20 protein-coding genes and 3 pseudogenes are annotated in these 21,441 nt (G+C 68.4%); 13 read left to right on the top strand and 10 right to left on the bottom strand.

The genetic code is table 11. The features are described from left to right. Positions 1 to 236: 236 nt before the first annotated feature. Complete coding sequence (locus Sp245p_RS34900; RefSeq protein WP_158310387.1) at positions 237 to 398, bottom strand: hypothetical protein; 162 nt, start codon at positions 396 to 398, stop codon at positions 237 to 239. A gap of 50 nt (positions 399 to 448) precedes the next feature. Next, a complete protein-coding gene (locus Sp245p_RS12285) occupies positions 449 to 1,552 on the bottom strand; it encodes an alpha/beta hydrolase (protein WP_014239642.1) in 1,104 nt (367 codons plus the stop codon). Positions 1,553 to 1,627: 75 nt separating this feature from the next. On the opposite strand from Sp245p_RS12285, the gene Sp245p_RS12280 reads away from it, so the two are divergent. Continuing rightward, positions 1,628 to 2,500, top strand: coding sequence for an AraC family transcriptional regulator (locus tag Sp245p_RS12280; RefSeq protein WP_014239643.1), 873 nt, complete (start codon positions 1,628 to 1,630; stop codon positions 2,498 to 2,500). Here the strand turns inward: Sp245p_RS12280 and Sp245p_RS12275 are convergent. Together Sp245p_RS12275 and Sp245p_RS35475 are read right to left on the bottom strand one after the other, a co-directional pair. Beyond that, complete coding sequence (locus tag Sp245p_RS12275; RefSeq protein ID WP_014239644.1) at positions 2,470 to 2,724, bottom strand: ATP-binding protein; 255 nt, start codon at positions 2,722 to 2,724, stop codon at positions 2,470 to 2,472. The genes Sp245p_RS12280 and Sp245p_RS12275 overlap by 31 nt on opposite strands. Then, positions 2,721 to 3,047, bottom strand: a complete 327-nt coding sequence (locus tag Sp245p_RS35475) for a hypothetical protein (protein WP_014239645.1) — start codon at positions 3,045 to 3,047, stop codon at positions 2,721 to 2,723. Before Sp245p_RS35475 ends, Sp245p_RS12275 begins: the two co-directional genes overlap by 4 nt. Positions 3,048 to 3,049: 2 nt before the next feature. On the opposite strand from Sp245p_RS35475, the pseudogene Sp245p_RS12265 reads away from it, so the two are divergent. Further along, positions 3,050 to 3,175, top strand: a pseudogene (locus Sp245p_RS12265) (electron transfer flavoprotein subunit alpha/FixB family protein); the annotation flags it as partial. Here Sp245p_RS12265 and Sp245p_RS12260 read toward each other — a convergent pair. From Sp245p_RS12260 to Sp245p_RS12250, 3 genes are read right to left on the bottom strand one after another with little or no spacing between them, the layout of a single operon-like run. After that, positions 3,141 to 3,614, bottom strand: a complete 474-nt coding sequence (locus tag Sp245p_RS12260; protein WP_014239647.1) for an SRPBCC family protein — start codon at positions 3,612 to 3,614, stop codon at positions 3,141 to 3,143. The pseudogene Sp245p_RS12265 and the gene Sp245p_RS12260 sit on opposite strands and share 35 nt — an antisense overlap. 11 nt (positions 3,615 to 3,625) lie before the next feature. Beyond that, entirely contained in the window at positions 3,626 to 4,462 is an 837-nt protein-coding gene (locus Sp245p_RS12255) for a phosphoenolpyruvate hydrolase family protein (protein WP_041810930.1), read from the bottom strand. 13 nt (positions 4,463 to 4,475) lie between these two features. Further along, a complete protein-coding gene (locus Sp245p_RS12250; RefSeq protein WP_014239649.1) occupies positions 4,476 to 5,711 on the bottom strand; it encodes a Tm-1-like ATP-binding domain-containing protein in 1,236 nt (411 codons plus the stop codon). Positions 5,712 to 5,816: 105 nt separating this feature from the next. Here Sp245p_RS12250 and Sp245p_RS12245 point away from each other — a divergent pair, with 105 nt between their 5' ends. Next, the gene (locus Sp245p_RS12245; RefSeq protein WP_014239650.1) at positions 5,817 to 7,613 is read left to right on the top strand and encodes a sigma-54-dependent Fis family transcriptional regulator; all 1,797 of its coding nucleotides are present in this window, start codon (positions 5,817 to 5,819) and stop codon (positions 7,611 to 7,613) included. On the opposite strand, the gene Sp245p_RS12240 is transcribed toward Sp245p_RS12245, so the two are convergent. Continuing rightward, a complete protein-coding gene (locus Sp245p_RS12240; RefSeq protein ID WP_165359972.1) occupies positions 7,595 to 8,284 on the bottom strand; it encodes a phosphoenolpyruvate hydrolase family protein in 690 nt (229 codons plus the stop codon). The two genes, Sp245p_RS12245 and Sp245p_RS12240, sit on opposite strands and share 19 nt — an antisense overlap. Before the next feature lie 113 nt (positions 8,285 to 8,397). Here Sp245p_RS12240 and Sp245p_RS12235 point away from each other — a divergent pair, with 113 nt between their 5' ends. The 10 genes and pseudogenes from Sp245p_RS12235 (at position 8,398) to Sp245p_RS34890 (ending at position 18,640) form a co-directional block, all read left to right on the top strand. Next, positions 8,398 to 9,627, top strand: coding sequence for an ABC transporter substrate-binding protein (locus Sp245p_RS12235; protein WP_041810932.1), 1,230 nt, complete (start codon positions 8,398 to 8,400; stop codon positions 9,625 to 9,627). 174 nt (positions 9,628 to 9,801) lie between these two features. Next, a pseudogene (locus Sp245p_RS36530) lies at positions 9,802 to 10,380 on the top strand (DDE-type integrase/transposase/recombinase); the annotation flags it as partial. Further along, positions 10,377 to 10,799, top strand: a complete 423-nt coding sequence (locus Sp245p_RS12225; RefSeq protein ID WP_052584232.1) for a TolC family protein — start codon at positions 10,377 to 10,379, stop codon at positions 10,797 to 10,799. The pseudogene Sp245p_RS36530 and the gene Sp245p_RS12225, both read left to right, overlap by 4 nt. Further along, positions 10,685 to 10,966 carry a TolC family protein gene (locus Sp245p_RS36655; RefSeq protein WP_483962345.1) on the top strand — a complete coding sequence of 94 codons (282 nt, stop codon included), beginning with the start codon at positions 10,685 to 10,687 and terminating at the stop codon, positions 10,964 to 10,966. The genes Sp245p_RS12225 and Sp245p_RS36655 overlap by 115 nt, the downstream gene beginning before the upstream one ends. 121 nt (positions 10,967 to 11,087) lie before the next feature. Then, on the top strand, positions 11,088 to 11,777 hold the full coding sequence (locus tag Sp245p_RS12220; RefSeq protein WP_014239654.1) for a response regulator: 690 nt from the start codon (positions 11,088 to 11,090) through the stop codon (positions 11,775 to 11,777). Positions 11,778 to 11,815: 38 nt separating this feature from the next. Further along, positions 11,816 to 12,859 carry an ATP-binding protein gene (locus tag Sp245p_RS12215; RefSeq protein WP_246119760.1) on the top strand — a complete coding sequence of 348 codons (1,044 nt, stop codon included), beginning with the start codon at positions 11,816 to 11,818 and terminating at the stop codon, positions 12,857 to 12,859. Between the two features lie 181 nt (positions 12,860 to 13,040). After that, complete coding sequence (locus tag Sp245p_RS12210; RefSeq protein WP_014239656.1) at positions 13,041 to 14,195, top strand: efflux RND transporter periplasmic adaptor subunit; 1,155 nt, start codon at positions 13,041 to 13,043, stop codon at positions 14,193 to 14,195. Positions 14,196 to 14,215: 20 nt separating this feature from the next. Beyond that, positions 14,216 to 17,359, top strand: a complete 3,144-nt coding sequence (locus Sp245p_RS12205; protein WP_014239657.1) for a multidrug efflux RND transporter permease subunit — start codon at positions 14,216 to 14,218, stop codon at positions 17,357 to 17,359. A 183-nt stretch (positions 17,360 to 17,542) separates the two neighbouring features. Next, positions 17,543 to 18,348 (top strand): IS5 family transposase gene (locus Sp245p_RS12200; RefSeq protein ID WP_088123918.1). Its coding sequence is split into 2 segments (ribosomal slippage): positions 17,543 to 17,870 and positions 17,870 to 18,348, totalling 807 coding nucleotides; the frame shifts between segments, so codons are not numbered across the junction. Positions 18,349 to 18,367: 19 nt separating this feature from the next. Then, positions 18,368 to 18,640, top strand: a complete 273-nt coding sequence (locus Sp245p_RS34890) for a hypothetical protein (protein WP_014239661.1) — start codon at positions 18,368 to 18,370, stop codon at positions 18,638 to 18,640. 34 nt (positions 18,641 to 18,674) lie between these two features. On the opposite strand, the pseudogene Sp245p_RS12195 reads toward Sp245p_RS34890, so the two are convergent. Together Sp245p_RS12195 and mutL are read right to left on the bottom strand one after the other, a co-directional pair. Beyond that, positions 18,675 to 19,016, bottom strand: a pseudogene (locus Sp245p_RS12195) (transposase); the annotation flags it as partial. Between the two features lie 520 nt (positions 19,017 to 19,536). Beyond that, entirely contained in the window at positions 19,537 to 21,435 is a 1,899-nt protein-coding gene (mutL, locus tag Sp245p_RS12190; RefSeq protein WP_014239662.1) for a DNA mismatch repair endonuclease MutL, read from the bottom strand. Positions 21,436 to 21,441: the final 6 nt, after the last annotated feature.

The following is a 21,441-nucleotide window of genomic DNA, read 5'->3' as shown; positions in this document are numbered from 1 at the left end:
TGAAGGAATGGGTCGCGGCGGTCCGTCACCGTGGTGCTTGCCAAGGACATTGCGAACTGGTCGCTCATCATCAGCGACGGATGATGTTGAGAACCTCCAATTGGGCATTGGACCGATGCGGTCGGTGCAAAGCACCGACCGCACGCTGGCCAGACGCCGGATGGCAAAGTCCGGGTCAAGGCCGCAGCCGCGCGTCAGCGCGGGGCCGCGGAGCGGCCGCCTTGATGCGGGGGGCGTCATCCGGCAGGCGCCGATGGGCGCTCCGTCCAGGCTTCCACCATCCGCTCGTAGGCGCGTTCCTGCGGGTGGTAGCTAACCGCGGCTGCGCCGGCTCCGGCCTTCTTCTGCACCCGGTTGAAGAAGACCCGCAGCGGTCCCGGCGCCACCTTCGCCGACAAGGCGGCCTCGACCAACACCGAGCGGGCCGCGGCGTCACCCTGTCAAACGATCATGTCGGATGTGCCGTTACGCAACGCTTACCCTCTTTGGGAAGGGTGTCGATCTCGGTTTGCGGCGTGGACGGGAATCCGGTCTCTTCCCCGGCCGGTGCGACGGCCCACCGGATCGCTTCCTCCAGACGCTTTATCGCTTCCCGGCTTTCGGGGAGTTCCTGCCCGTGGGCCTGGAACTCGTGAGTCATATGCTCCCAGACGTCCAGCCGCACCGGGGCGTTTTGGGTCCGGGCGGTCCGGGCGAAGTCGCGGATCATGTCGACCAGGATCTCCTTGCCGCCAGCCTGGAGGTAGAGCGGCGCCAGTCCCCGCAGGTCCTGGTCGATGGGGGAGAGTTCCGCGTCACCGAAGCCGCCCCCGCCCTTGAGCCAGGCCGCGAATTGCAGCGTCATGTAGCCTTGCACGAGGTCGTAGCGGTCGTTGCCGAACTGGCTGGCGCCGCGCCGCCCGACATCGGTCCACGGGCTGAGGCCGATGCCGATCGCCGGCTGCGGCAGCCCCGCCTTCCGCAGTTCGATCAGCGTCATCAGCATGAGATGGCCGCCCGCGGAATCCCCGCAGACGACGAGGCGGGACGGGTCGACGCCTTGCGCGAGCAGAAAGCGGTAGGCAGTCAGTGCGTCCTCGATCTGCGCGGGGTGGGGATGCTCGGGCGTCAGGCGGTAGTCGGGGGCGAAGATGGGAAACCCCAGCGTGTCGGCCAGCATGGCGATGAGCTGCCGCGTCACGGCGGCGTAGAACGTGTACCCGCCGCCGTGGAAATAGAGCAGGGTGGCCTCGCCCTTGCGGGTGCGCGGGATGAACCAATCGCCGCGCGGTTCGCCGGGGAGGGAGGGCCGGATGTCGACCTCGGGGGAGCTGTCCAGAACGTGAACCAGGCTGTCGAAATAGGCGCGGGCTTCGGCGATGTCCCTGAGCGCGAAGGCATGGTCGAACTGAGCGCGCCAGAACAGGTTGGCGATCTCGAACAGAGGGCCCCACTGCGGAACCAACGGCCTGCCGACGGCGCGACGGGCCAGCACGCGGGCGGAGATGAGGGAGATGGTGGCGAGGCTGCGGGCTTTGTGACGCAAGCGCCCCTGAAGTTTGGTCTTGGCCATGCTCGGCTCCGATGATTACATGGCCAGATTGTCCCGGACCCTGCCCGGCCGTATAGAACGGAAACGACACCCGCGATGCCGTCCGTCGCCTCCGCCCGCCTGCTGCCGCCGCGCCCGGCCCTTGCCGCCTGCGTGTTCGTCGGCGTGGAGCGCGACACGCGCGGGGTGGCGCTGTCGGACGAGCAGCGGTTCAACCATTACCCGGCCACCCCGATGTCGATGATCTCGTGGATCTTCGACGGCGCGCTCCACATGGTGGAGGAGCGCAGGGCCGACGGGCGCCCGGTCCTCGGCCCGCCGTTGCCGCGGCTGGTTCTGTCCGGGCCGCAGCGCCGTCCCGCGGCGAGCTGGTCGCCGGGACCGGTCCACGCCCTGTCGGTCGCCTTCTATCCGGAAGCCTTGGGCCGGCTCAGTGGAATCGGCGCCGACTCCCTTGTCGATCGGATCCTGCCGCTGGAGGAGATGGTCTCCGGCCCGCTGCTGGCCGCCTGCCAAGCCCTCCTCACGCTGGAGGCGGGAGCGGCGGCGTTCCATCGCCTGGAGGACCGGCTCGAGCCGCTGTGGTCGGGCCCGCGCCCGTGCAAAGCCGGACGGACCCCGCTGATGAGGGACTGGCTGTGCTCGCTGGCGCTGAAGGCGACGCTGTCGAGGACGGGCCGGGGGGTGCGGCAAGCCCAACGCCGCATCAAGGGATGGACCGGCCTGAGCCACCGGGATTTGCAGCTCTTCGCCCGGGTCGAGGAGGTGGCCGTCCGCGTGGCGCAGGATCGGGAGGGTGGCGAGCTCGACCTGGCGGGGCTCGCCGGTGAACTGGGTTTCGCCGACCAGTCGCACATGGGACGGGAGGTCCGCCGCCTCACCGGCCTGTCCCCGGGACGGTTGAATGGACTCATGGCCACCCACGAGGCGTTCTGGTTCTATCGACTGCTCGACAAGAGCTTCGGATGACGGCGAGGCCGCGGCCCGGTGATGACCGGTCCGCGCATGAGTGGCGCTCGCGTTGAGGCGAAGATGCGCCCATTGTTGCCGGTGATGACCAGTTGGGTGAGATTGAGCAGGGTCGATTTGCCGCTGCGGTTCTCACCGATCACGCCGACGTCGGCGGTCACGGCGATGTCGACAGCGGGCAGCAGGTGCCAGTTGATCATGCCGATGCGGACGAGCTGCTTCACCCTTCCGTTCCTTCCCTCTCATCGCCGTCCTGCGCCGGCTTGGTCCGCCGCTCCCGCGCAATCGCGTTCTCCGCCTTCGCGGCAAAGCGTTCGAGGAGATCGAGCGCGCTTCTGCCCACCAGCCGATGCAGCATCGGGCGAATCTCGATTTCGCGGTCGGCGGCTTCCGGATCCCAGTCGCCCGGCCGGGGTCGAGGACGTTTGAGCGTGGTGGCGAACGCCCGGCCAAAGCGTAGGTCCCACTCCCGGATGGTCTCGTAGCTGACCTCAACGCCGCGCGGCCGGGGATCACCTCGACCTCGCGCAGGCTCAAGCTGAAACAATCATGAAGGACAGCAAGGTCATCGTCGCGATCAACAAGGACGAGGAGGCGCCGATCTTCCAGGTCACCGACTGCGGCCTCGTCGCCGACCTGTTCAAGGCGGGGCCGGAGTTGCGGCAGGCGCTGTGACGCCGCCGCCGCACAGGTCCGCCAGCGCCCGGAACCCGGCGGCGAAGGTGTTCCGGCCGACCTGCTCGCGCAGCGTGGGCAGATCCTCGGGCCGGCAGTCGAAGTCGGCCCACCATTCGCCGAAGGTCCGGTTGCCCTCCGTCACCTCGGTCAGGCGGAAGGTCGCGACGTAGTCGGTGAGCGGCAGCGGGGATTCGAGGATCGTGTAGGTGTAGGAGTGCTCACGGTCGCTGAAGGACACCAACTGTTCGCGCAGCCGGCCGCCGGGGGTGAGCCCGAAGTTGCGGACGCAGCCGACCGTGTCGCTGCGCAGCCCGTCCTCGATGTGGCTGTCCGCGATGATGGGATGCCAGGCGTGGTGGCCGTTGAAATCCCGCGCCTTGTCCCAGACCTGCCCGACGGGCGCGTCGATGACGGCGCTGACATAGACCCGTGCCATGCGTTCCCCCTTCAGCGTTGCTTGGTGATGGCCTTGAAGCGGCGCGTCTGCTCGGTCAGCGCGGTTTCCGTCGGCAAGCGTTCCATGCTGGACGCCCCGTAGAAGCCGTGGCAGACGGTGCACGCGCCGAGGACGAAGGAGGCGTCCTCCGGCGTGGCGATCGGGCCGCCGTGGCACAGAACGATCACGTCCTTGCGCACCCGCAAAGCCGCTTCCGCCCAGGCGTCGATCTTCGGCACGCAATCCTTCAGCGACAGCGCCGTTTCCGCCCCGATGCTGCCGCCGGTGGTCAGGCCGAGGTGGCAGACGATGACGTCGGCCCCGGCTTCGGCCATCGCCACCGCCTCCCCTTCCGAGAAGACGTAGGGCGTGGTCAGCAGGTCCAGGCCATGGGCGGCGCGGATCATGTCCACCTCCAGCCCGTAGCCCATGCCGGTCTCCTCCAGGTTGGCCCGGAAGACGCCGTCGATCAGCCCCACGGTCGGGAAGTTCTGCACGCCGGAGAAGCCCAGATCGGCCAGCCGCCGCAGGAACTGGTCCTGGATCATGAAGGGATCGGTGCCGTTGACGCCGGCCAGCACCGGGGTGTGCCGGACCACCGGCAGCACCTCGCGCGCCATGTCGACGACGATCTCGTTGGCGTTGCCGTAGGCGAGCAGCCCGGCCAGCGAGCCCCGCCCGGCCATGCGGTAGCGGCCGGAGTTGTAGATGACGATCAGGTCGATCCCGCCCGCCTCCTCGCATTTGGCGGACAGCCCGGTACCGGCGCCGCCGCCGACGATGGGTTCGCCGCGGGCCATCATGCCGCGGAACCGGTCGAGGATTTGTTGACGGGGAATGCGGGGCATCGTCGAAGGCTCCTTATGGCGTCGTGCCGTGGCCGGCCGCGGCGATGTCCCGGAAGGCCTGGACGAGCGCGGCGGCGAAGGCGGGGTCGTTGATGTTGTGGGGAAGGCGGACCAGCCGGCGCGCGTCCGTCTGCTCGACGGTGCGCTCCAACGCATCGAACAGCGCGGCGTCCGCCTCGGGATCGTGGAAGGGCTGGCCCGGCGCGTCGAGGACCGACACGCCCCCTTCGGGGATGAGGAAGCGCACCGGCCCGGTGAAAGCGTTCAGCTTGCGGCCGATCCAGGCGCCCATCGCCCGGTTCTCGTCCGCCGTGGTGCGCATCAGCGTGACCTGCGGGTTGTGCACATAGAACAGCCGGTCGCGGTAGCGGTCGGGCACGGTCTCGCGCGGGCCGAAATTCACCATGTCCAGCGCGCCGCAGGACCCGACATAGGGGATGCCGGCCCGCGCGATGGCGTCCAGCCGCTCCTCCCCGGCGCTGAAGACGCCGCCCATCAGCAGGTCGCAGACCTCGGTGGTCGTCACGTCCAGCACGCCCGCCAGCAAGCCCGAGGCGACGAGCTTCTCCATCGCGCGCCCGCCGGTGCCGGTGGCGTGGAAGACCAGGCAGTCGTAGGCGGGGTCGAGCGCCAGGGACACCTGCGTGACGCAGGGGGTCGTCACGCCGAACATGGTGAGGCCCAGCGCCGGCTTGGTGTCCGTCTCGGGGATCGCGCGCGCCACCATGCCGGCCATCGCGTGGGCGGCGTTGCCCAGCACGCGGCGCGAAATCCGGTTCAGCCCGGCGACGTCGGTGACCGAGGCCATCATGCAGAGGTCCGTCTCGCCGACATAGGACGCGACGTTCCCGGAAGCGACGGTGGACACGATCAGCTTGGGCGTCCCCACGGGAAGCGTCCGCATGCCCGGCGCGATGATCGCCGTGCCGCCGGAACCGCCCAGCCCGATCATGCCGGCGACGTCGGTGCGCCGCTCGACGAAGCGCCGGAACGCGTCGGCCATGCGCGACACGGCCAGCCCGCGGTCGTCGGTGCCCAGCACCGCTTCCGCCCCATCGGGGTGGCAGGAGGCGACGTCCCGCGCCGAGACGTCGGCCGGGACGGCGGGCGGGCGGGTGCCCACATCGACCGTCACCGTGCGCAGCCCCTCCGCCGCGATCAGCCCCCGCACATAGTCCAACTCGATTCCCTTGGTGTCGTAGCAGCCGACGACATAGACCGTCGCCGCGCCTCGCTCCGCATCCGCCATGGCCGGGCCTCCTCCCATCGTCTTTTCCGGAAGTGTAGGCCGCCCGCCGGGGGTGCCAACCGGAGCGTTGCGGCGGAGCGGGTAATATTGGGTATAGTGGTTGGCATGACCCATGACCGCGCGCCCCATCACCGGACTCAGCTGCTGGACGATCTGAGGCGGGCCTGCGCGGGCCGGCACACGTTGCTGGTCGGCGCCGCCATCGGCACCGGCCTTGCCGCCCGCGCGGCGGCGCGCGGCGGCGCCGACTTCCTGCTGGCGCTGGCCGCGGGACGCTTCCGCACCATGGGGGCGTCGTCCATCGCCACCATGCTGGCGCTGCGCGACAGCAACGCCTTCGTCGCCGACTTCGCCTGCTCGGAGATCGTCGACGCGACACCGATTCCGGTCTTCTTCGGCGCCTGCGCCTGGGGTCTCGCGGAGGAGGAGTTTTCTCCCCTCATGGAGCGGCTGCGCGGCTGGGGATTCGGCGGGGTGGTGAATTTCCCGACCGTGTCGCATGTCGACGGGCGCTTCCGCGAGGCGCTGGAGCGCACCGGCCTGGGCTTCGCGCGGGAGGTCCGCCTGCTGGAGGCGGCGCGGGCGGCCGGGCTGGCGACCGTCGGCTATTTCCGCCGCCGGGAGGAGGCGCTGGCGCTCGCCCAGGCGGGGGTGGACGTCTATTGCTTCAACATCGGCTGGAACGCCGGCGGCGCCGTGGGCGTGCCCAGCGGGGAGTCGGTGCTTCAGGTCGGCAACCGCGCCCGCGGCCACATCAAGGCGATCCGCACCGCCGACCCCGGCGCGCTGTGCGTGATCGAGGGCGGGCCGATCACCACCCCGCAGGAGATGCACGAGGCCTGCCGCGAGGCGCGCGCCGACGGCTACATCGGCGGCTCCACCATCGACCGCCTGCCCTCGGAAAGCTCGATGGAGGATATGACCGCCGCCTTCAAGCTGGTCTCCACCCTGCAGCGGCGCATCGACCGGCTGGAACGGCGCCTTGACCAGACCGGGCAGGGGATGGGGTTGGTGGGCCGCACCGACGCGCTGGTGGAGGCGCGGGCACGGCTGGAGCGTCTCGGCCCCGACGGCGGGCCGGTGTGGGTCGCCGGACCGGATGGCAGCGGGCGGTCGCTGGTGGCTAATCTGCTGCACGGACGCGGTCCGCAGCGCCAGCGTCCGCCGATGACCGTCGATGCCCGCCATCTGGACGGCGGGTGGCTGTTCGGGGTGGAGCCGGCGGACGGCGGACGCCGCCGTCTCGGCTGGGTCGAGGCCGCCAACGGGACGACGCTGGTGATCGAGAACGCGGAGGGCCTGACGCCCGGCACGCAGGCCGAGCTTGCCGCCTTCCTGGAGCGCGGCAGCTTCCGCCGCCAGGGCGGCCAGGACAGCCTGCGCTCCAACGCGCGGATCATCCTGATCGGAACGGCGGGCCTGGAGGCCGCGGCCGGCGCCGGGACGCTCGTGCCTAACTTGGCCCTCCGCCTCGCCCGACGCGACATCGACCTGCCGCCGCTGAGCGAGCGGCTGGACGACATTCCGCTGCTGGTCGAGCATTTCGCGGCGGCGCTGCGCCCGTCAGCGGGTCCCGTGCGCCTGTCGCCGCGTGCGTTCCGGCTGCTCATCGCCCATGACTGGCCGGGCAACCTCCGTGAACTGCGCGCCCTGGTCGAGCAGGCGCTGGACGGCAGCGGCGACGTCATCGAGGCGGAGTCCCTGCCTTCCCTGGACGGCAAGCGCACGGGCCGCCCGCGCCCCGACGCGCCCGGAGACCGGTCGCCCAAACAGTCGGAACGGGACTGGATTCTCGACGGCCTGCGGCGGCACCGCTTCCGCCGGGGGGAGACGGCCCGCTTCCTCGGCCTGTCGCGCAAGACGCTCTACAACAAGATGCGTCACTACGGCCTGTTGGAGTGACCGGCGCCGGGCGGAAGCACCAGCCCGTCGGCCGCCCGCCTCATGACGTCATGATGGTCCTCGAAGTCGGCCGCTCGATAGAGGAGGACGGGACCGCCGCCCTCTTGGCGCAGTTCGGCGGCGACCGCGGCGGCGTTCGCGACCGCCTCGGCGTCGCGCGACGGATCGCCGGTCGCGGCACCCGGATGCACGACGAGGCGCCCCGCACCCGCCGCCCGCAGGCGCCGGCCGATGTCCGCGTCGGCGGCGAAGCCGGTGACGGCGAATCCCCCACGGGCAGCCTCCTCCAGGAACGACACCTCCCGCTCCGCACCGAGCCCGACGCCGCGCAGCGTCTCGCCGGTTTCCCCGTCGAACAGCGCGGTGGTGGGGAAATTTGCGACCGCGCGCACCCCGAACCGGCGCAGGGTCTTCAGGAACGGACCCACCGGCCGGAAGGGGTCGACCGCCAGCACACCGACGCACACCCCCTCCGGCACGGCGTCCGGCGCTTCGGCCAAGGCGGCGAGCAGCCGCCCGTTGCTGTCCTGGACGGGAAGCAGGGCCAGATACTCGGCGCGGTCCACCGGATGCCCGCCGAAGGCTGGGCAGAACAGCCGCTCATCGGACGTTTCCGCCCAGGGACGGAGCGCAGAAACGATTTGTACGTCGAGCCGACCGTTTTTCCCCATTTTACCCATGCCCCGGATCGCGCGCCGTTGTGGAATCGACCATGGGGCGGGACGGTATGGCAACGGGTTTCGGTGAAGGCTCGCCGGGACGACGCAAAACAAGGGAGGAAGCGATGAAGCGTCAGTTGGGCACCGCGCTGCTGTCCGGGACCGCGCTGCTGCTCGCCACCATGCTGCCGGCGGCGGCGCAGCAAGGGGCCAGGATCTCGAACGATGTCGTCCGGATCGGGGTCATCACCGACCTGTCCGGGGCCTTCTCCGACCAGAGCGGCCGCGGCTCCATCGCCGCCGCGCAAATGGCGGTGGAGGATTTCGGCGGCACGGTGCTGGGCAAGCCCATCGAGGTGCTGACCGCCGACCACCAGAACAAGGTGGATGTCGGGTCGTCCATCGTGCGCGAGTGGATCGACGCGCAGAACGTCGACCTCATCCAGGACGTGGCGAACTCCGGTCTGGCGCTGGCGGTGGCGGACATCGTCCGCGACAAGAACCGTGTCGCCATCTTCAACGGCCCGTCCGTCACCCGCCTGACCGGCGACAAATGCACGCCCAACACCATCCACTACGCCTACGATGCCTACGCGCTGGCCAAGGGCACCGGGGCGCAGACGATCAAGCAGGGCGGTGACACCTGGTACTTCCTCACCGTCGATTTCGCCTTCGGCCACGGGCTGGAGGAGAACACGGCGAAGATCGTCCAAGAGAACGGCGGCAAGGTCCTGGGCGCCGTGCGCTTCCCGCTGAACAACCTCGATTTCGCGTCCTACGTGACGCAGGCGCAGGCATCGGGTGCCAAGATCGTCGGCCTCGCCACCACCGGGATGGACGCGCGCAACGCCATCAAGGCGGCCGCCGAGTTCGGCCTGACCCAGAGCGGGCAGCAACTCGCCGGTCTCCTGCTGTTCGACACCGACGTCCACGCCCTGGGGCTGGAGGCGACGCAGGGGATGTACCTGACCACCGCCTTCTACTGGGACCGCGACGACGAGACCCGCGCCTTCTCCCGGCGCTTCCACGAGCGGGTGAAGATCATGCCGAACATGGGGCAGGCCGGCGTCTATTCCTCGACGCTCGCCTACCTGAAAGCCATCGAGGCCGCCGGCACCGACGAGGCCGGCCCCGTCATGGAAAAGCTGAAGAGCACGCGGATCAACGACGTGTTCGTGAAGGACGGCTGGGTGCGCGAGGATGGTCGCCTCATGCGTGAGATGTATCTGATGCAGGTGAAGAAGCCATCCGAATCCAAGTATTCCTGGGACTACTACACCCTGCGCGCCACGATTCCCGCCGAGGAGGCATTTCGGCCGCTCTCGCAAAGCGATTGCCCCCTCGTGAAGAAATGATGGCGGTGGCGTAGATTCCTGCCCCCGATGGTGATCCTGCTCCATGCCTCCGCGTTGCGAACCGCTGGGGTCTGGATGATGAGCGTTCCGCCTCGATCGCTGCGGAAATCCGCGGCGTCGAAGCGGGCGTGTGCCCGTTCGCAAAGGGAACAACACTAAACGGTTACGACGGACAAGCACGCCGGCAACCCGCCAGCTATCAAGCAGGTGTTCGGGGATGCGGTTGGGCACCGCACTTCCAAATTCAAGAACAACCGTTTGGAGCAAGATCATCGCGGGGTGAAAGGAAGGACGCCGACGATGCGCGGATTCCAACTCCCGGACAGTGCCCATCTTTTCTGGCGGGCCCAGGGCGAAGCGCGCAACTTTCTGTGCCCGGCAACCCGGCGCAACCAGCAGGTTCCGCCCCCCGGGTGCGGGCGATCTATGTCCGGAGGGTCGCCGCCCTGCGCGACATGCTCGCCGTCGCGTAATCAACCCCTCCAATTCAGGGCGGCGTCATGCCCTCATGCACGCTGTGCGACCCAACCGCTTCGCCCACCAAGCGGATATTCTCCTCAGGCGAATAGATTCGCCCCCACCGGCGCCCATGATGATCTCGATGCGTTGGGCTGCCACAGCGCAAACCATGCTGCTTGCCGCGATGCCAAGCCGGCGGCACCATCCGATGCCGCCAACGTCCAGCTTTCAGCATGCGGTCCACTCATCCCGCAAGGCAGCTCACAGACGACGTTTATAGGCATGGGGGGGTGACCCACGCCGGTCTGCCTTCCGAACTGCTGATGGCGCGTCCCGACATCGTCGCGGCGGAACAGCGGCTCCAGGCGGCCAACGCGCAGATCGGTGCCGCCCGCGCCGCCTTCTTTCCCTCGGTCCGGCTGACGGTGATGGGGGGCGTTGCCTCCGGCGAACTCAGCAACCTCTTCGCCCCCGGCAGCGGTGCGTTGCAGTTCGTTCCCCAGGTGAGCCTGCCGATCTTCGACGGCGGGCGGAACCGCGCCAACCTGGATCCGGCGAAGGCGCGCGAAAGCCTGGCCGTCATCGAGTTGAACGGGCCATTCAAACGGCCTTCCACGAGGCGTCGGACGCGCTGGACAGCCAAACGCTTCTGGATCACGAGGTCGCGGCCCGATGGGCGATGCATGAGGTGGAGGCACGGCGTCGGACGATGACGATGAACCGGTATCTGGCCGGTGCGGTCGGCTATCTCGAGGTTCTGGACGCCGAACGCGGCCTGTTCGCCGCCGACCAGGCGCTGCTGGACGCCAGGAAGGCGCGGCTGGAGAACGCCGCCGCTCTCTACCGTGCCCTGGGCGGCTGTCCTTCGACATCCGGATGAGCCCGGTCCGGGGGTGTGCGGACAGGTGGGATGTCCTCACGATCTCCACGGAACGTCCATAAAGCGACGCTATCATGAGCCTTGCCGGCAATCGAAGAGTGGCCGGAATTTGGAGAGTGGAATGAGCGTGCTGGCTTTGGTTGTGGAGGACGAGCCCGACGTCGCCCGGATCATCACGGGGTATCTTGATCGTGAAGGGCTGCGCACCGTCCGTGCGGAGAACGGTCCGATCGCGCTGGATCTGCATCACCAGCTCCGGCCCGACATCGTGCTCCTCGACGTCAAGATCCCCAAGCTCGACGGCTACGAGGTTCTGGCGGCCATTCGGCGTCGCGGCGATACGCCGGTGATCATGATCACGGCGCTCGACGAGGATCTCGATAAGCTTCAGGCCCTGCGGATCGGTGCCGACGACTACATCGTCAAGCCGTTCAACCCGCTGGAGGTGGTCGCCAGGGTCAAGGCCGTTCTGCGTCGGGCGATGGGCCGGACCGACGTCGCGGTGCTGCGGGTCGGTCCGCTGGAAATCGACTTGACGGCTCATGCCGTCGCTGTCGAAGGCGCCGACGGCCGGGTCCGCATCGACTTCACGGCGACGGAGTTCCGCATCCTCTCGCATATGGCGCGGCAGCCCACACGCGTTTTCAGCCGCGCCGACCTGATCGACGCCTGCCTGCCGGAAGGCAACACGCTGGAGCGGACGATCGATACGCACGCCAGCAACATCCGGCGCAAGCTCCACGCCGCCGGAGCTCAGGATTTCTTCGAGAGCATCAGGGGCGTCGGCTATCGGCTGTCGTTCGTTCCATGAAATCGGCCAAGTCATTGAACCGGCAGCTGGTCGCGTCCATGGCGGGCGTGACCGGGCTGGCGCTCATCATCATGTGCGCCGGGTCCTTCCTGTTCTACGAACTCGTCTTCTTCCGGTTCTGGGCACCCGAGGGGTTCGAGGGCGTTCCCGAACCGGACAGCTACTGGCCGACGACGCCGGAATGGACCGCCTTCCTCGTGCTGTGGGCCATCGGATTGGGAGGGGCGATCGTCGCGGCGATGCGCTTCGCCCGTCGGCTCATCCATCCCCTGGATGCGGTCGCGACGGCGGCCCGGCGCATTGCCGCAGGCGATCTCGGCGCGCGGGCCATGCCGACGAAGGCGTCGTTTGCCGAAACGCGCCAACTGATCGAGGACTTCAACCACATGGCCGGACAGTTGAGCCGGGCGGAAACGGAAATGCGGGCCTGGCACGCCGCGATCGCTCACGAACTGCGCACGCCCTTGACCATTCTGCGCGGCCAGATACAGGGGTACGTCGATGGCGTCTTCATTCCCGACCCGCCGTCGCTTCAGGTCCTTCTCGTCCAGGTCGAGGGGTTGAGCCGGATCGTCGACGATTTGAAGATTCTGACGCTGGCGCAGAACGGGCGTCTCGAATTGAGGCTCGAAACGATTGATCTTGCGGGTGAAGTCGCCTCCGTGGTGGCGATCACCAAGCCGATGCTTCAGCAGGCCGGCGTGTCGATCCATGCGGATCTGGGGTCCGTGATGATCCACGGCGACGGTGCGCGCATCCGTCAGGTCCTGACGGTGCTGCTCGAAAACGTCCGGCGCTACGCCGCGCCCTGCGAGGTGCGCATCGAAACCAGGGCGACGCGCGATCATGCCATTTTGCGGGTCTGCGACCATGGCCCCGGTCTGCCGGACGGTGCGGAGAAGATAATTTTCGATCCCTTCTGGCGGAGCGACGCGTCCCGTTCGCGGGAGAGCGGTGGCAGCGGTTTGGGCTTGGCGGTGGTGCAGGCCATCGCGCAGGCCCATGGCGGCGTCGCGGTGGCGATGGCGTCGGAACCGCAAGGTGTGACGTTCGAGATCCGGCTGCCGAAAATCGGACCATAAGCCGCAAGCATGCTGTCCAGGCGTCGGCGGGTCCGGGCGCAGGCGTCATGGGCATCGCGGCGGCTCGCAACAATTTTTCCCTCTCCATCAAATCTCCACACGACCTCGAACGAAACGCAATCAGGCGCCTTCAGAGTGCCGGCGTTTTTGCCGATAGCGGCCTGCGCCTGAAGGAAAGTGGATGAGGATCGACCAGTTGCGCCGTCATGGTGGCGCCTGTGCCCTGGTGGCGATGCTGCTGATGGGGTGTGAGCAATCCGAACCGGTCACGGACAATCCGGCCCCGCAGGTTTCCGTTCTCACCGTTGCGCCATCCCGGCTGGAGCTGACCGACGACCTGCCGGGCCGCGTCGCCGCGTTGCGGGTTGCCGAGATACGGCCGCAGGTGAGCGGCATCGTGCTGCGCCGGAGCTTCGAGCAGGGCAGCGAGGTGGCTGCCGGCCAGCCGCTGTTCCAGATCGACCCGGCGCCGTTCAAGTCCGAGGTGGACATGGCTGCCGCCGCCCTGCAGCGGACAACGGTGGGGCTGGAGCGTGCCAGGGTGCAGGTGGCGAGGCTGCAGCCGCTGCTCAAGGCCGATGCCGTCAGCCGCCAAGTCTACGACGACGCGGTGTTCCAGCGCGATCAGGCCGTGGCCGACGTGGCGCAGGCCCGCGCGACCCTGGCCCGCCGCGAACTCGACCTGAAATTCGCCACGGTGGAGGCGCCGATTCCGGGACGCATCGACCAAGCGCTGGTGACCGAGGGGGCGTTGGTCGGCGGCAGCGACGGCAACCCGATGGCGCGCATCCAGCAGATCGATCAGGTCTATGTGGATGTGCGTCAGCCGGCGTCCTCGCTCGCTCCCCTGCGCAAGGCCATGGCCCTGCGGAAAGCGGACTCCAGGGATGGCCTGCCGGTCGCCATTCTGCGCGGCGACGGCGAACCGTACGAGGCGACCGGGCGCGTGCTGTTCTCGGGCATCTCCGTCGATCCCGGCACGGGCGACGTGCTGCTCCGCATCCTCGTCGACAACCCGCGGCGCGACCTGCTCCCGGGCATGTTCGTTCGTGCGCGGGTGCCGCGCACGAGCTACGCCGATGCCCTGACCCTTCCTCAGCAGGCGGTGGTGCGCGTCGGCGGCCAGCCGCAGGTGTGGACGCTCGACGGGAACGATCAGGCTTCCCTCAAGCCGGTGGAACTCGGCGAACTGGTGGACCGCCGCTATCGCGTCAGCGCCGGCCTCGAAGCCGGGCGGAGGGTCGTGGTCGAGGGCATGGAGCGCCTGTCCGAGGGCGTCCCGGTGAGCGCGCGTGACTGGCCGGTTTCCAAACCGACCGCCACCACCATGCGCTGAGCGGACAGGACAATCCCATCATGCCTCAATTCTTCATCGAACGCCCGGTGTTCGCCTGGGTCATCGCCCTGTTCATCATCCTGGTCGGTGCGATCGCCATTCCACAGCTGCCGATCGCCCGTTACCCGTCGGTGGCGCCGCCGACCGTCAGCATCTTGGCAACTTATCCCGGGGCCAGCCCGCAGACGATGAACGACGGGGTGATCAGCCTCATCGAGCGCGAGCTGTCGAGCGTCAAGAACCTGCTCTACTTCGAATCGGCGTCGGATGCCTCCGGATCGGCGACCGTCACCGCCACCTTCACACCCGGCACCGACCCGGACATGGCCCAGGTCGATGTGCAGAACAAGCTCAAGTCCATTGAACCGCGGCTGCCGCAGGCCGTGCGGCAGAATGGCCTGACCGTGGAGTCCGCGTCGTCGGGCTTCCTGATGATCGTCGGGCTGAAGTCCGATGACGGCCGTTTCGATGAAACCGCGCTCAGCGACTACATGGCGCGCAACATCGTCGAGGAGTTGCGGCGGATCGACGGCGTCGGTCGGGTGCAGCTGTTCGGCTCCGAGCAGGCGATGCGCGTCTGGGTCGATCCAGCCAAGCTGATGGCCCATGGCCTGTCCATGAGCGACCTGACGGCGGCGATCAGCCAGCAGAACGTCCAGATCGCTCCCGGCAGTGTCGGCGCGTCGCCGACGCTGCCGGGCCAGGCCGTGACCGTTCCGCTCACGATCCAGGGGCAGCTGACCACATCGGAGGAATTCGCCGGCGTCGTGCTCCGTGCGGCCTCCGACGGCTCGAAGGTGACGCTCGGCGACGTCGCGCGCGTCGAACTCGGGGCCCAGTCGTACAGCTTCATCAACCGGGAGAACGGAAAAGCCACCACCGCCGCGTCCGTGCAACTCACGTCCGGCGGCAACGCGGTGAGAACCGCCGAGGGCGTGCAGGCCCGCCTGGAGGAACTGAGCAGGACCCTGCCCACGGGCATGAGCTACTCAATTCCCTTCAACTCCGCTCCCTTCGTGAAGGTGTCGATCGAGAAGGTCATCCAGACGCTGGCCGAGGCGATGCTGCTGGTTTTCCTGGTGATGTACCTGTTCCTCCAGAACGTGCGCTGCACGCTCATCCCGGCCATTGTCGCGCCGATCGCGCTGCTCGGCACCTTCGCCGTGATGCTGGCCGTGGGCTTTTCCATCAACGTCCTGACCATGTTCGGGATGGTGCTCGCCATCGGCATCATCGTCGACGACGCCATCGTCGTGGTCGAGAACGTCGAGCGCATCATGGCCCGGGAAGGGCTGGCGCCAAAGGACGCGACGGTCAAGGCGATGAAGGAGATCACCGGTGCGGTGATCGGCATCACCTTGGTCCTGACCGCGGTGTTCATTCCCATGGCGTTGGCGAGCGGTTCCGTCGGTGTGATCTACCAGCAGTTCACGCTGTCGATGGCGGTGGCGATTCTGTTCTCCGCCTTCCTGGCGCTCACCCTGACGCCGGCGCTCTGCGCGACGCTCCTCCGGCCGGTCGACCCCGCGCATCACGAAAAGCGCGGCTTCTTCGGCTGGTTCAATCGTGGTTTCGACCGCCTGACGCAGCGTTATGAGCGGCGTGTCGCCGGGTTGGTGACGCGCACCGGGCGCGTGATGCTGGTCTTCGCGGCCCTCGTCGCGGTTCTGGTGCTGGCCTTCCGGCAACTGCCGTCGGCCTTCCTGCCCGAGGAGGATCAGGGCTACTTCATGACCTCCATCCAGCTTCCCGCCGAGGCCACGACCGAACGCACGCTCAGGATCGTCAAGACGTTCGAGGAGCATGTCGCCTCGCGCCCATCGCTCGCGTCCACCCTGTCCATCGTGGGGTTCGGCTTTTCGGGGTCGGGCACGAACGCGGCGATGGGGTTCACCATGCTCAAGGACTGGGGCGAGCGCGATGGCGCGACGCCCCCGAGCGAGGCGGAGCTTGCGCAGCGGGCCATGGCCGGCACGACGGAAGGCACGGTGATGAATCTGCTGCCGCCCGCCATCGAGGAGCTGGGCACCAGCTCCGGCTTCACACTGCGTCTGCAGGACCGCGCCAACCAAGGGTATGCCGCGCTCAAGGCCGCCGAAGCACGCCTGTTGGAACTGGCGGCGAAGAGTGGGGCCGTGACCGGCGTCTATCCCGACGGTCTGCCGGCCGGCACCAGCGTCCGCCTGGACATCGACCGCGAGAAGGCCGAAGCGCTGGGGGTGGCGTTCACCAGCGTCAGCGACACGCTGTCCACGGCGATGGGGTCGACGTACGTCAACGACTTTCCCAACGCCGGACGCATGCAGCAGGTCATCATCCAGGCCGACGCATCGGCGCGCATGCAGATCGACGATGTGCTCAAGCTGTTTGTGCGCAACGCGGCCGGCGGGATGGTGCCGTTGTCGGAGATTGTCCGCCCGGTCTGGAGTGAGACTCCGCTGCAGCTTGTTCGCTATCAGGGCTTTCCGGCCGCGCGCATCTCCGGCAGCGCTGCCCCCGGCGTCTCCAGCGGCACCGCCATGGCCGAAATGGAGCGGCTGGCCGCGCAGCTGCCGTCCGGCTTCGCCATCGCCTGGACCGGACAATCGCTGCAGGAGCGGCAGTCCGCCGCGCAGGCCCCGGTGCTGATGGCGCTGTCGATGCTGGTGGTGTTCCTCGTGCTTGCCGCGTTGTACGAGAGTTGGGCCATTCCGCTGTCGGTCATGCTGGTGGTGCCGCTCGGCCTCCTCGGCGCGGTGCTCGCGGTGACGCTGCGCGGCCTGCCCAACGACGTGTACTTCAAGGTCGGCATGATCACCGTGATCGGCTTGTCGGCCAAGAATGCCATCCTGATCGTCGAGTTCGCCAAGCAACTGCGCGAAGAGGGCATGGATCTGGCGGAGGCCGCCGTGGCCGCGGCCCGCTTGCGCCTGCGCCCGATCCTGATGACCTCCCTGGCCTTCGGTCTCGGCGTCGTGCCGCTGATGATCGCCATGGGCGCCAGTGCCGAGACCCAGCACGCCATCGGTACCGGCGTGTTCGGCGGCATGGTCAGCGCAACCGTGCTGGCCATCATCTTCGTGCCCGTTTTCTTCGTGTTCGTGATGGGCGGGAGAGAGCGTCTCGAAGCCCGGCGGATGACCCGACGAACCGCCCCTGCGCCCCGCCAGGTGGAGGAGAAATGAAAACGATGAGATCGCTCCTCGGCCATCATGCTCTCGGCCCCCGAGGACCGGGCCGGAATGGCGGCGTCGGTCGAGGAGGTTTCCTACGAGCTGGGAGGAACGCTCGGCATCGCGCTGCTGGGCAGCCTGATGTCGCTGCTTTAGAGTGCGTAACAAAACCGGCGTGGAGCGGTTGGGAGGGGTATGGCAGCCCCTCTTGTTTGCGACGCCCTATGGGCGATCATCGAGCCTCTGATCCCGCCGGAGCCGCCCAAGCCGAAAGGCGGCAGGCCACGCCTGGACGACCGCGCGGCGCTGACCGGCATCCTGTTTGTGCTGCGCACAGGCATTCCTTGGGAACTGCTGCCGGTGGAGATGGGGTGCGGCTCGGGCATGACCTGCTGGCGGCGGCTGCACGAGTGGCATCAGGCCGGCGTCTGGGAGCGGTTGCACCGTGTGCTGCTCGACCGGCTTGGCTACGCCAACGCCATCAACTGGGATCGCGCGGCAGTGGACAGCGCCAGCGTCCCGGCAAAAAGGGGGGCGAGGAGACCGGCCCGAACCCGACGGATCGCGGCAAGCCGGGCTCCAAGCGCCACATCCTTGTCGATGCCAACGGCATCCCCCTCGCCCTGAGGATCTCGCCGGCCAACCGGCACGACAGCAAACTCTTGGAGGCGCTGGTCGATGCCGTGCCGGCGATCCGCCAATGTGCGGGCCGGCCACGGCGCCGCCCGGCCAAGCTACACGCCGACAAGGGCTACGACTTCGCCCACTGTCGGCAGGCGCTGCGCCGGCGGGCGATCATCCCGCGCATCGCCCGGCGTGGCATCGAGAGCAGTGAGCGCCTCGGCCGACACCGATGGGTGGTCGAGCGTACGCTCGCCTGGTTCGCTCGCTTCCGTCGCCTCGCCCTACGCTACGAACGGCGCGCCGACATCTTCACAGCCTTCCACAACATCGCCGCCAGCCTCATCTGCTGGCGCTTCGTCCAGAGATGGTTCTGTTAGGCACTCTTACACGCGGGCCATGCTCGTGCCGCCGGGTATTGCGATCGCTCCCGAGGCGCGCGACAGCATTGATGAGGCCCTTGCTCTATCGGAAGGACTGGTACCATCCCAGGCCGAGCAGGTGATCGGCGTGGCCCGGGTGGCCTTCGACCAAGCCTTCACCGGTGTCGTCGGCACGGCTGCCCTGATGCTGATTGCCGTCGCCTTGGTCGTGCGTCGCATGCTTGCCGATCAGGAAGGGGCGAAAGACGACGGTTCTTCGGAGCGACGGGTTGATGGCTGCCGAGGTTGATGCGTCTGGCGGGCGGCCATGCCGCCCCCACGCCGAGGGTAGGGGGAAACGCAGTTTTGCAGAGCTTGTTGGCGCGTGGCGGAATGTTGGGTGCGACCCCAGCCTTTTCGACCTTCCGGCGAACAGCGGCACTGTCGGAGCCCTTGTCGCCGTGTAGGAGGTCGGTGGCAGGCATCCGGTCGAGCAGACGGTCGGCGGTGGTGCAGTCGGCAACCTGACCGCCGGTCAACAGGAAGGCGAGCGGCCGACCGCGCGGGACGATCCCGCTGATCACACGGCGATCATCCACGCGCGGCTTGTCTCGGGTGTTCCGCGGAAGGTGCGGTTCAAGCCGCCCAGACGGCACCACCGTCAACCAGAACTGACCGTCGCTCATTACAAAGCCCCTTTCCAGGGCGTTGATTCACAAGGACTCCCTGCGGGAAAGGCTCTTTATGGGTCCAGACCCTAGTCCATTGACAGCGCTGAAGCTCAAAGAACTCCGCTTTAGAGTTAACTTGAGATTGGCGAGCGGATTCGTGTGTGAAGCCCGCTTCTGCACTGGGCAGTGCGGTTGCTCACAGGGAGGGGCTCAATCACGCATGACGATCTGTTGCCGCCGCTTGATTTGGTTGGCGCTTCCCCGTTATCCCAGCCAGCAGGCTGGCCGTTGCAGATAAATTCCTTTGCCTGTCGGCGCGTTGGCGGGGCATTCGCCGATCATTCTCATGACGGCTTGCTCCCTTCGTCGCGCCGCCCGTTTCATAGCGCGATCCGCGGCGAGAGGAGGCCGGTCAGCGGCCAACCAATGACTGCTGGCGCGACGCCGAAGCGGGCCGTCTCCGGGTCAGTCCTCTTGTGGTTCCAGGGTCAATTCGTGTGTGGTTCAGGGTCAGTCTATCTGAGGTCCGACAAATCTAGCGGCGCCCGAACAGCCGTTCGATATCCGACAGCTTCAACTCCACATAGGTCGGGCGACCGTGGTTGCATTGGCCGCTGTGGGGAGTGGCCTCCATCTGGCGCAGCAAGGCGTTCATCTCCTCGACGCTGAGCGACCGCCCGGCGCGGACGGAGCCGTGACAGGCCATGGTGCCGCACACATGCTCCAGCCGTTCCTTCAACGACAGCGCATCGCCCAACTCCGCCAACTCCTCGGCGAGGTCGCGGACGAGGCTCTTCACGTCGCTCTGGCCCAGCAGCGCCGGCACCTCGCGCACCAGGACGCAGCCCGGGCCGAAACCCTCCACCGCAAGGCCCAGCTCGGCCAGTTCCGCGGCGCGGCCCAGCAGGCGGTTGGCGGACGGCTCGTCCAACTCCACCAGCTCCGGAATCAGCAGGGCCTGCCGCTTCACGCCGCCCTCCAGGAGGGCGGTCTTCATCCGTTCATAGACCAGCCGCTCATGGGCGGCGTGCTGGTCGACGATGACGATTCCCTCGGTGGTCTGGGCGACGATGTAGGTGTTGTGGACCTGCGCGCGGGCCGCGCCCAGCGGGTGGCTGTCCAGCGGCGGAGCAGCGGCGGCCTGTGCCGAGTAGTCCGGCGGGCGCGCGGCGGGCGCGGCCTGCCAGCCGGCGAGGCGGCCCTGCAAGGGAGGGAGCGGCGCCTGATGGGGTGCCTGGAAGGCGGTCGCCCGGTCGGCCAGCCCGCGCGGAACGACGGAGCCGTAGCTGCCGCCCCAGGACTGCGCCGGCTGGTGCCCCGGGCTGCGGTAGGGCAGAGGGGAAGGCGACAGGATGGCTCCATCCGCGTCCACCTCGCTGTTCTCCGGGCGCAGCGCCCCCAGAGTCGCCAGACCCACGGTGGTCGAGGCGCGGTGCCCGGCCTCGGCCAGCGCGTGCTTGAGCGCGCCGACGATCAGCCCGCGCACCAGCCCCTGGTCGCGGAACCGCACCTCCGCCTTGGCGGGATGGACGTTCACGTCCACCTCCTGCGGGTCGAGGTCGAGGAACAGCGCCAGCATGGGGTGGCGGTCGCGCGGCAGGAAATCGGCGTAGGCCGCCCGCACCGCGCCGACCATCAGCTTGTCCCGCACCGGGCGGCCGTTGACGAACAGATGCTGGTGGCGGGCCGTGGGGCGGTGCAGGGTGGGCAGGCCGATCCAGCCGGCGAGCGTCACCCCCTCGCGCGCCGCCTGCACCGGCACGGCGTTGTCCTGGAAATCGCGGCCCATCAAGGCGCCCAGCCGGGTCAGCCGGGCGTCGAGCAGGTCGCCCTGCGCCGCCGACAGGCGCAGCGTCGAGCGGTTGTCGCCGTCCAGAGTGAAGGCCACGCCGGGATGGGCCATGGCCAGCCGTTCGATGCAGTCGCCGATGTGGTCGAACTCGGTCCGGGCGGCCTTCAGGAACTTCAGGCGGGCGGGCACGGCGGCGAACAGGTCGCGCACCTCGACGCGGGTGCCCTGGGCCAGCGCGGCGGGCTGCGGCGCGCCCTTCAGGCCGGCGTCCACGGTCAGCGCCCAGGCGCTGTCGGCGCCGCGCGGGCGGCTGGTCAGGGTCAGGCGGCTGACCGCCCCGATGGAGGGCAGCGCCTCCCCGCGGAAGCCCAGCGAGCGGATGTCGAGCAGGTCGTCGGACGGCAGCTTTGAGGTGGCGTGCCGCTCCACGGCGAGCGCCAACTCGTCCGGCCCCATGCCGCAGCCGTCGTCGGTGATGGTGATGAGCGACTTGCCGCCATCACGCACCACCACGTCGATGCGGGTGGCCCCGGCGTCGATGGCGTTCTCCACCAGTTCCTTGACGGCGGCGGCGGGCCGCTCGATCACCTCGCCGGCGGCGATGCGGTTGACGAGCGTGTCGGGCAACATGCGGATCGGCATCCGCCA

It is taken from the genome of Azospirillum baldaniorum (assembly GCF_003119195.2).
In the GTDB taxonomy this organism is placed as follows: Bacteria; Pseudomonadota; Alphaproteobacteria; order Azospirillales; family Azospirillaceae; genus Azospirillum; species Azospirillum baldaniorum.
The sequence above is the reverse complement of the archived record's forward strand: the minus strand, read 5'-3'. Positions and strand labels throughout refer to the sequence as shown.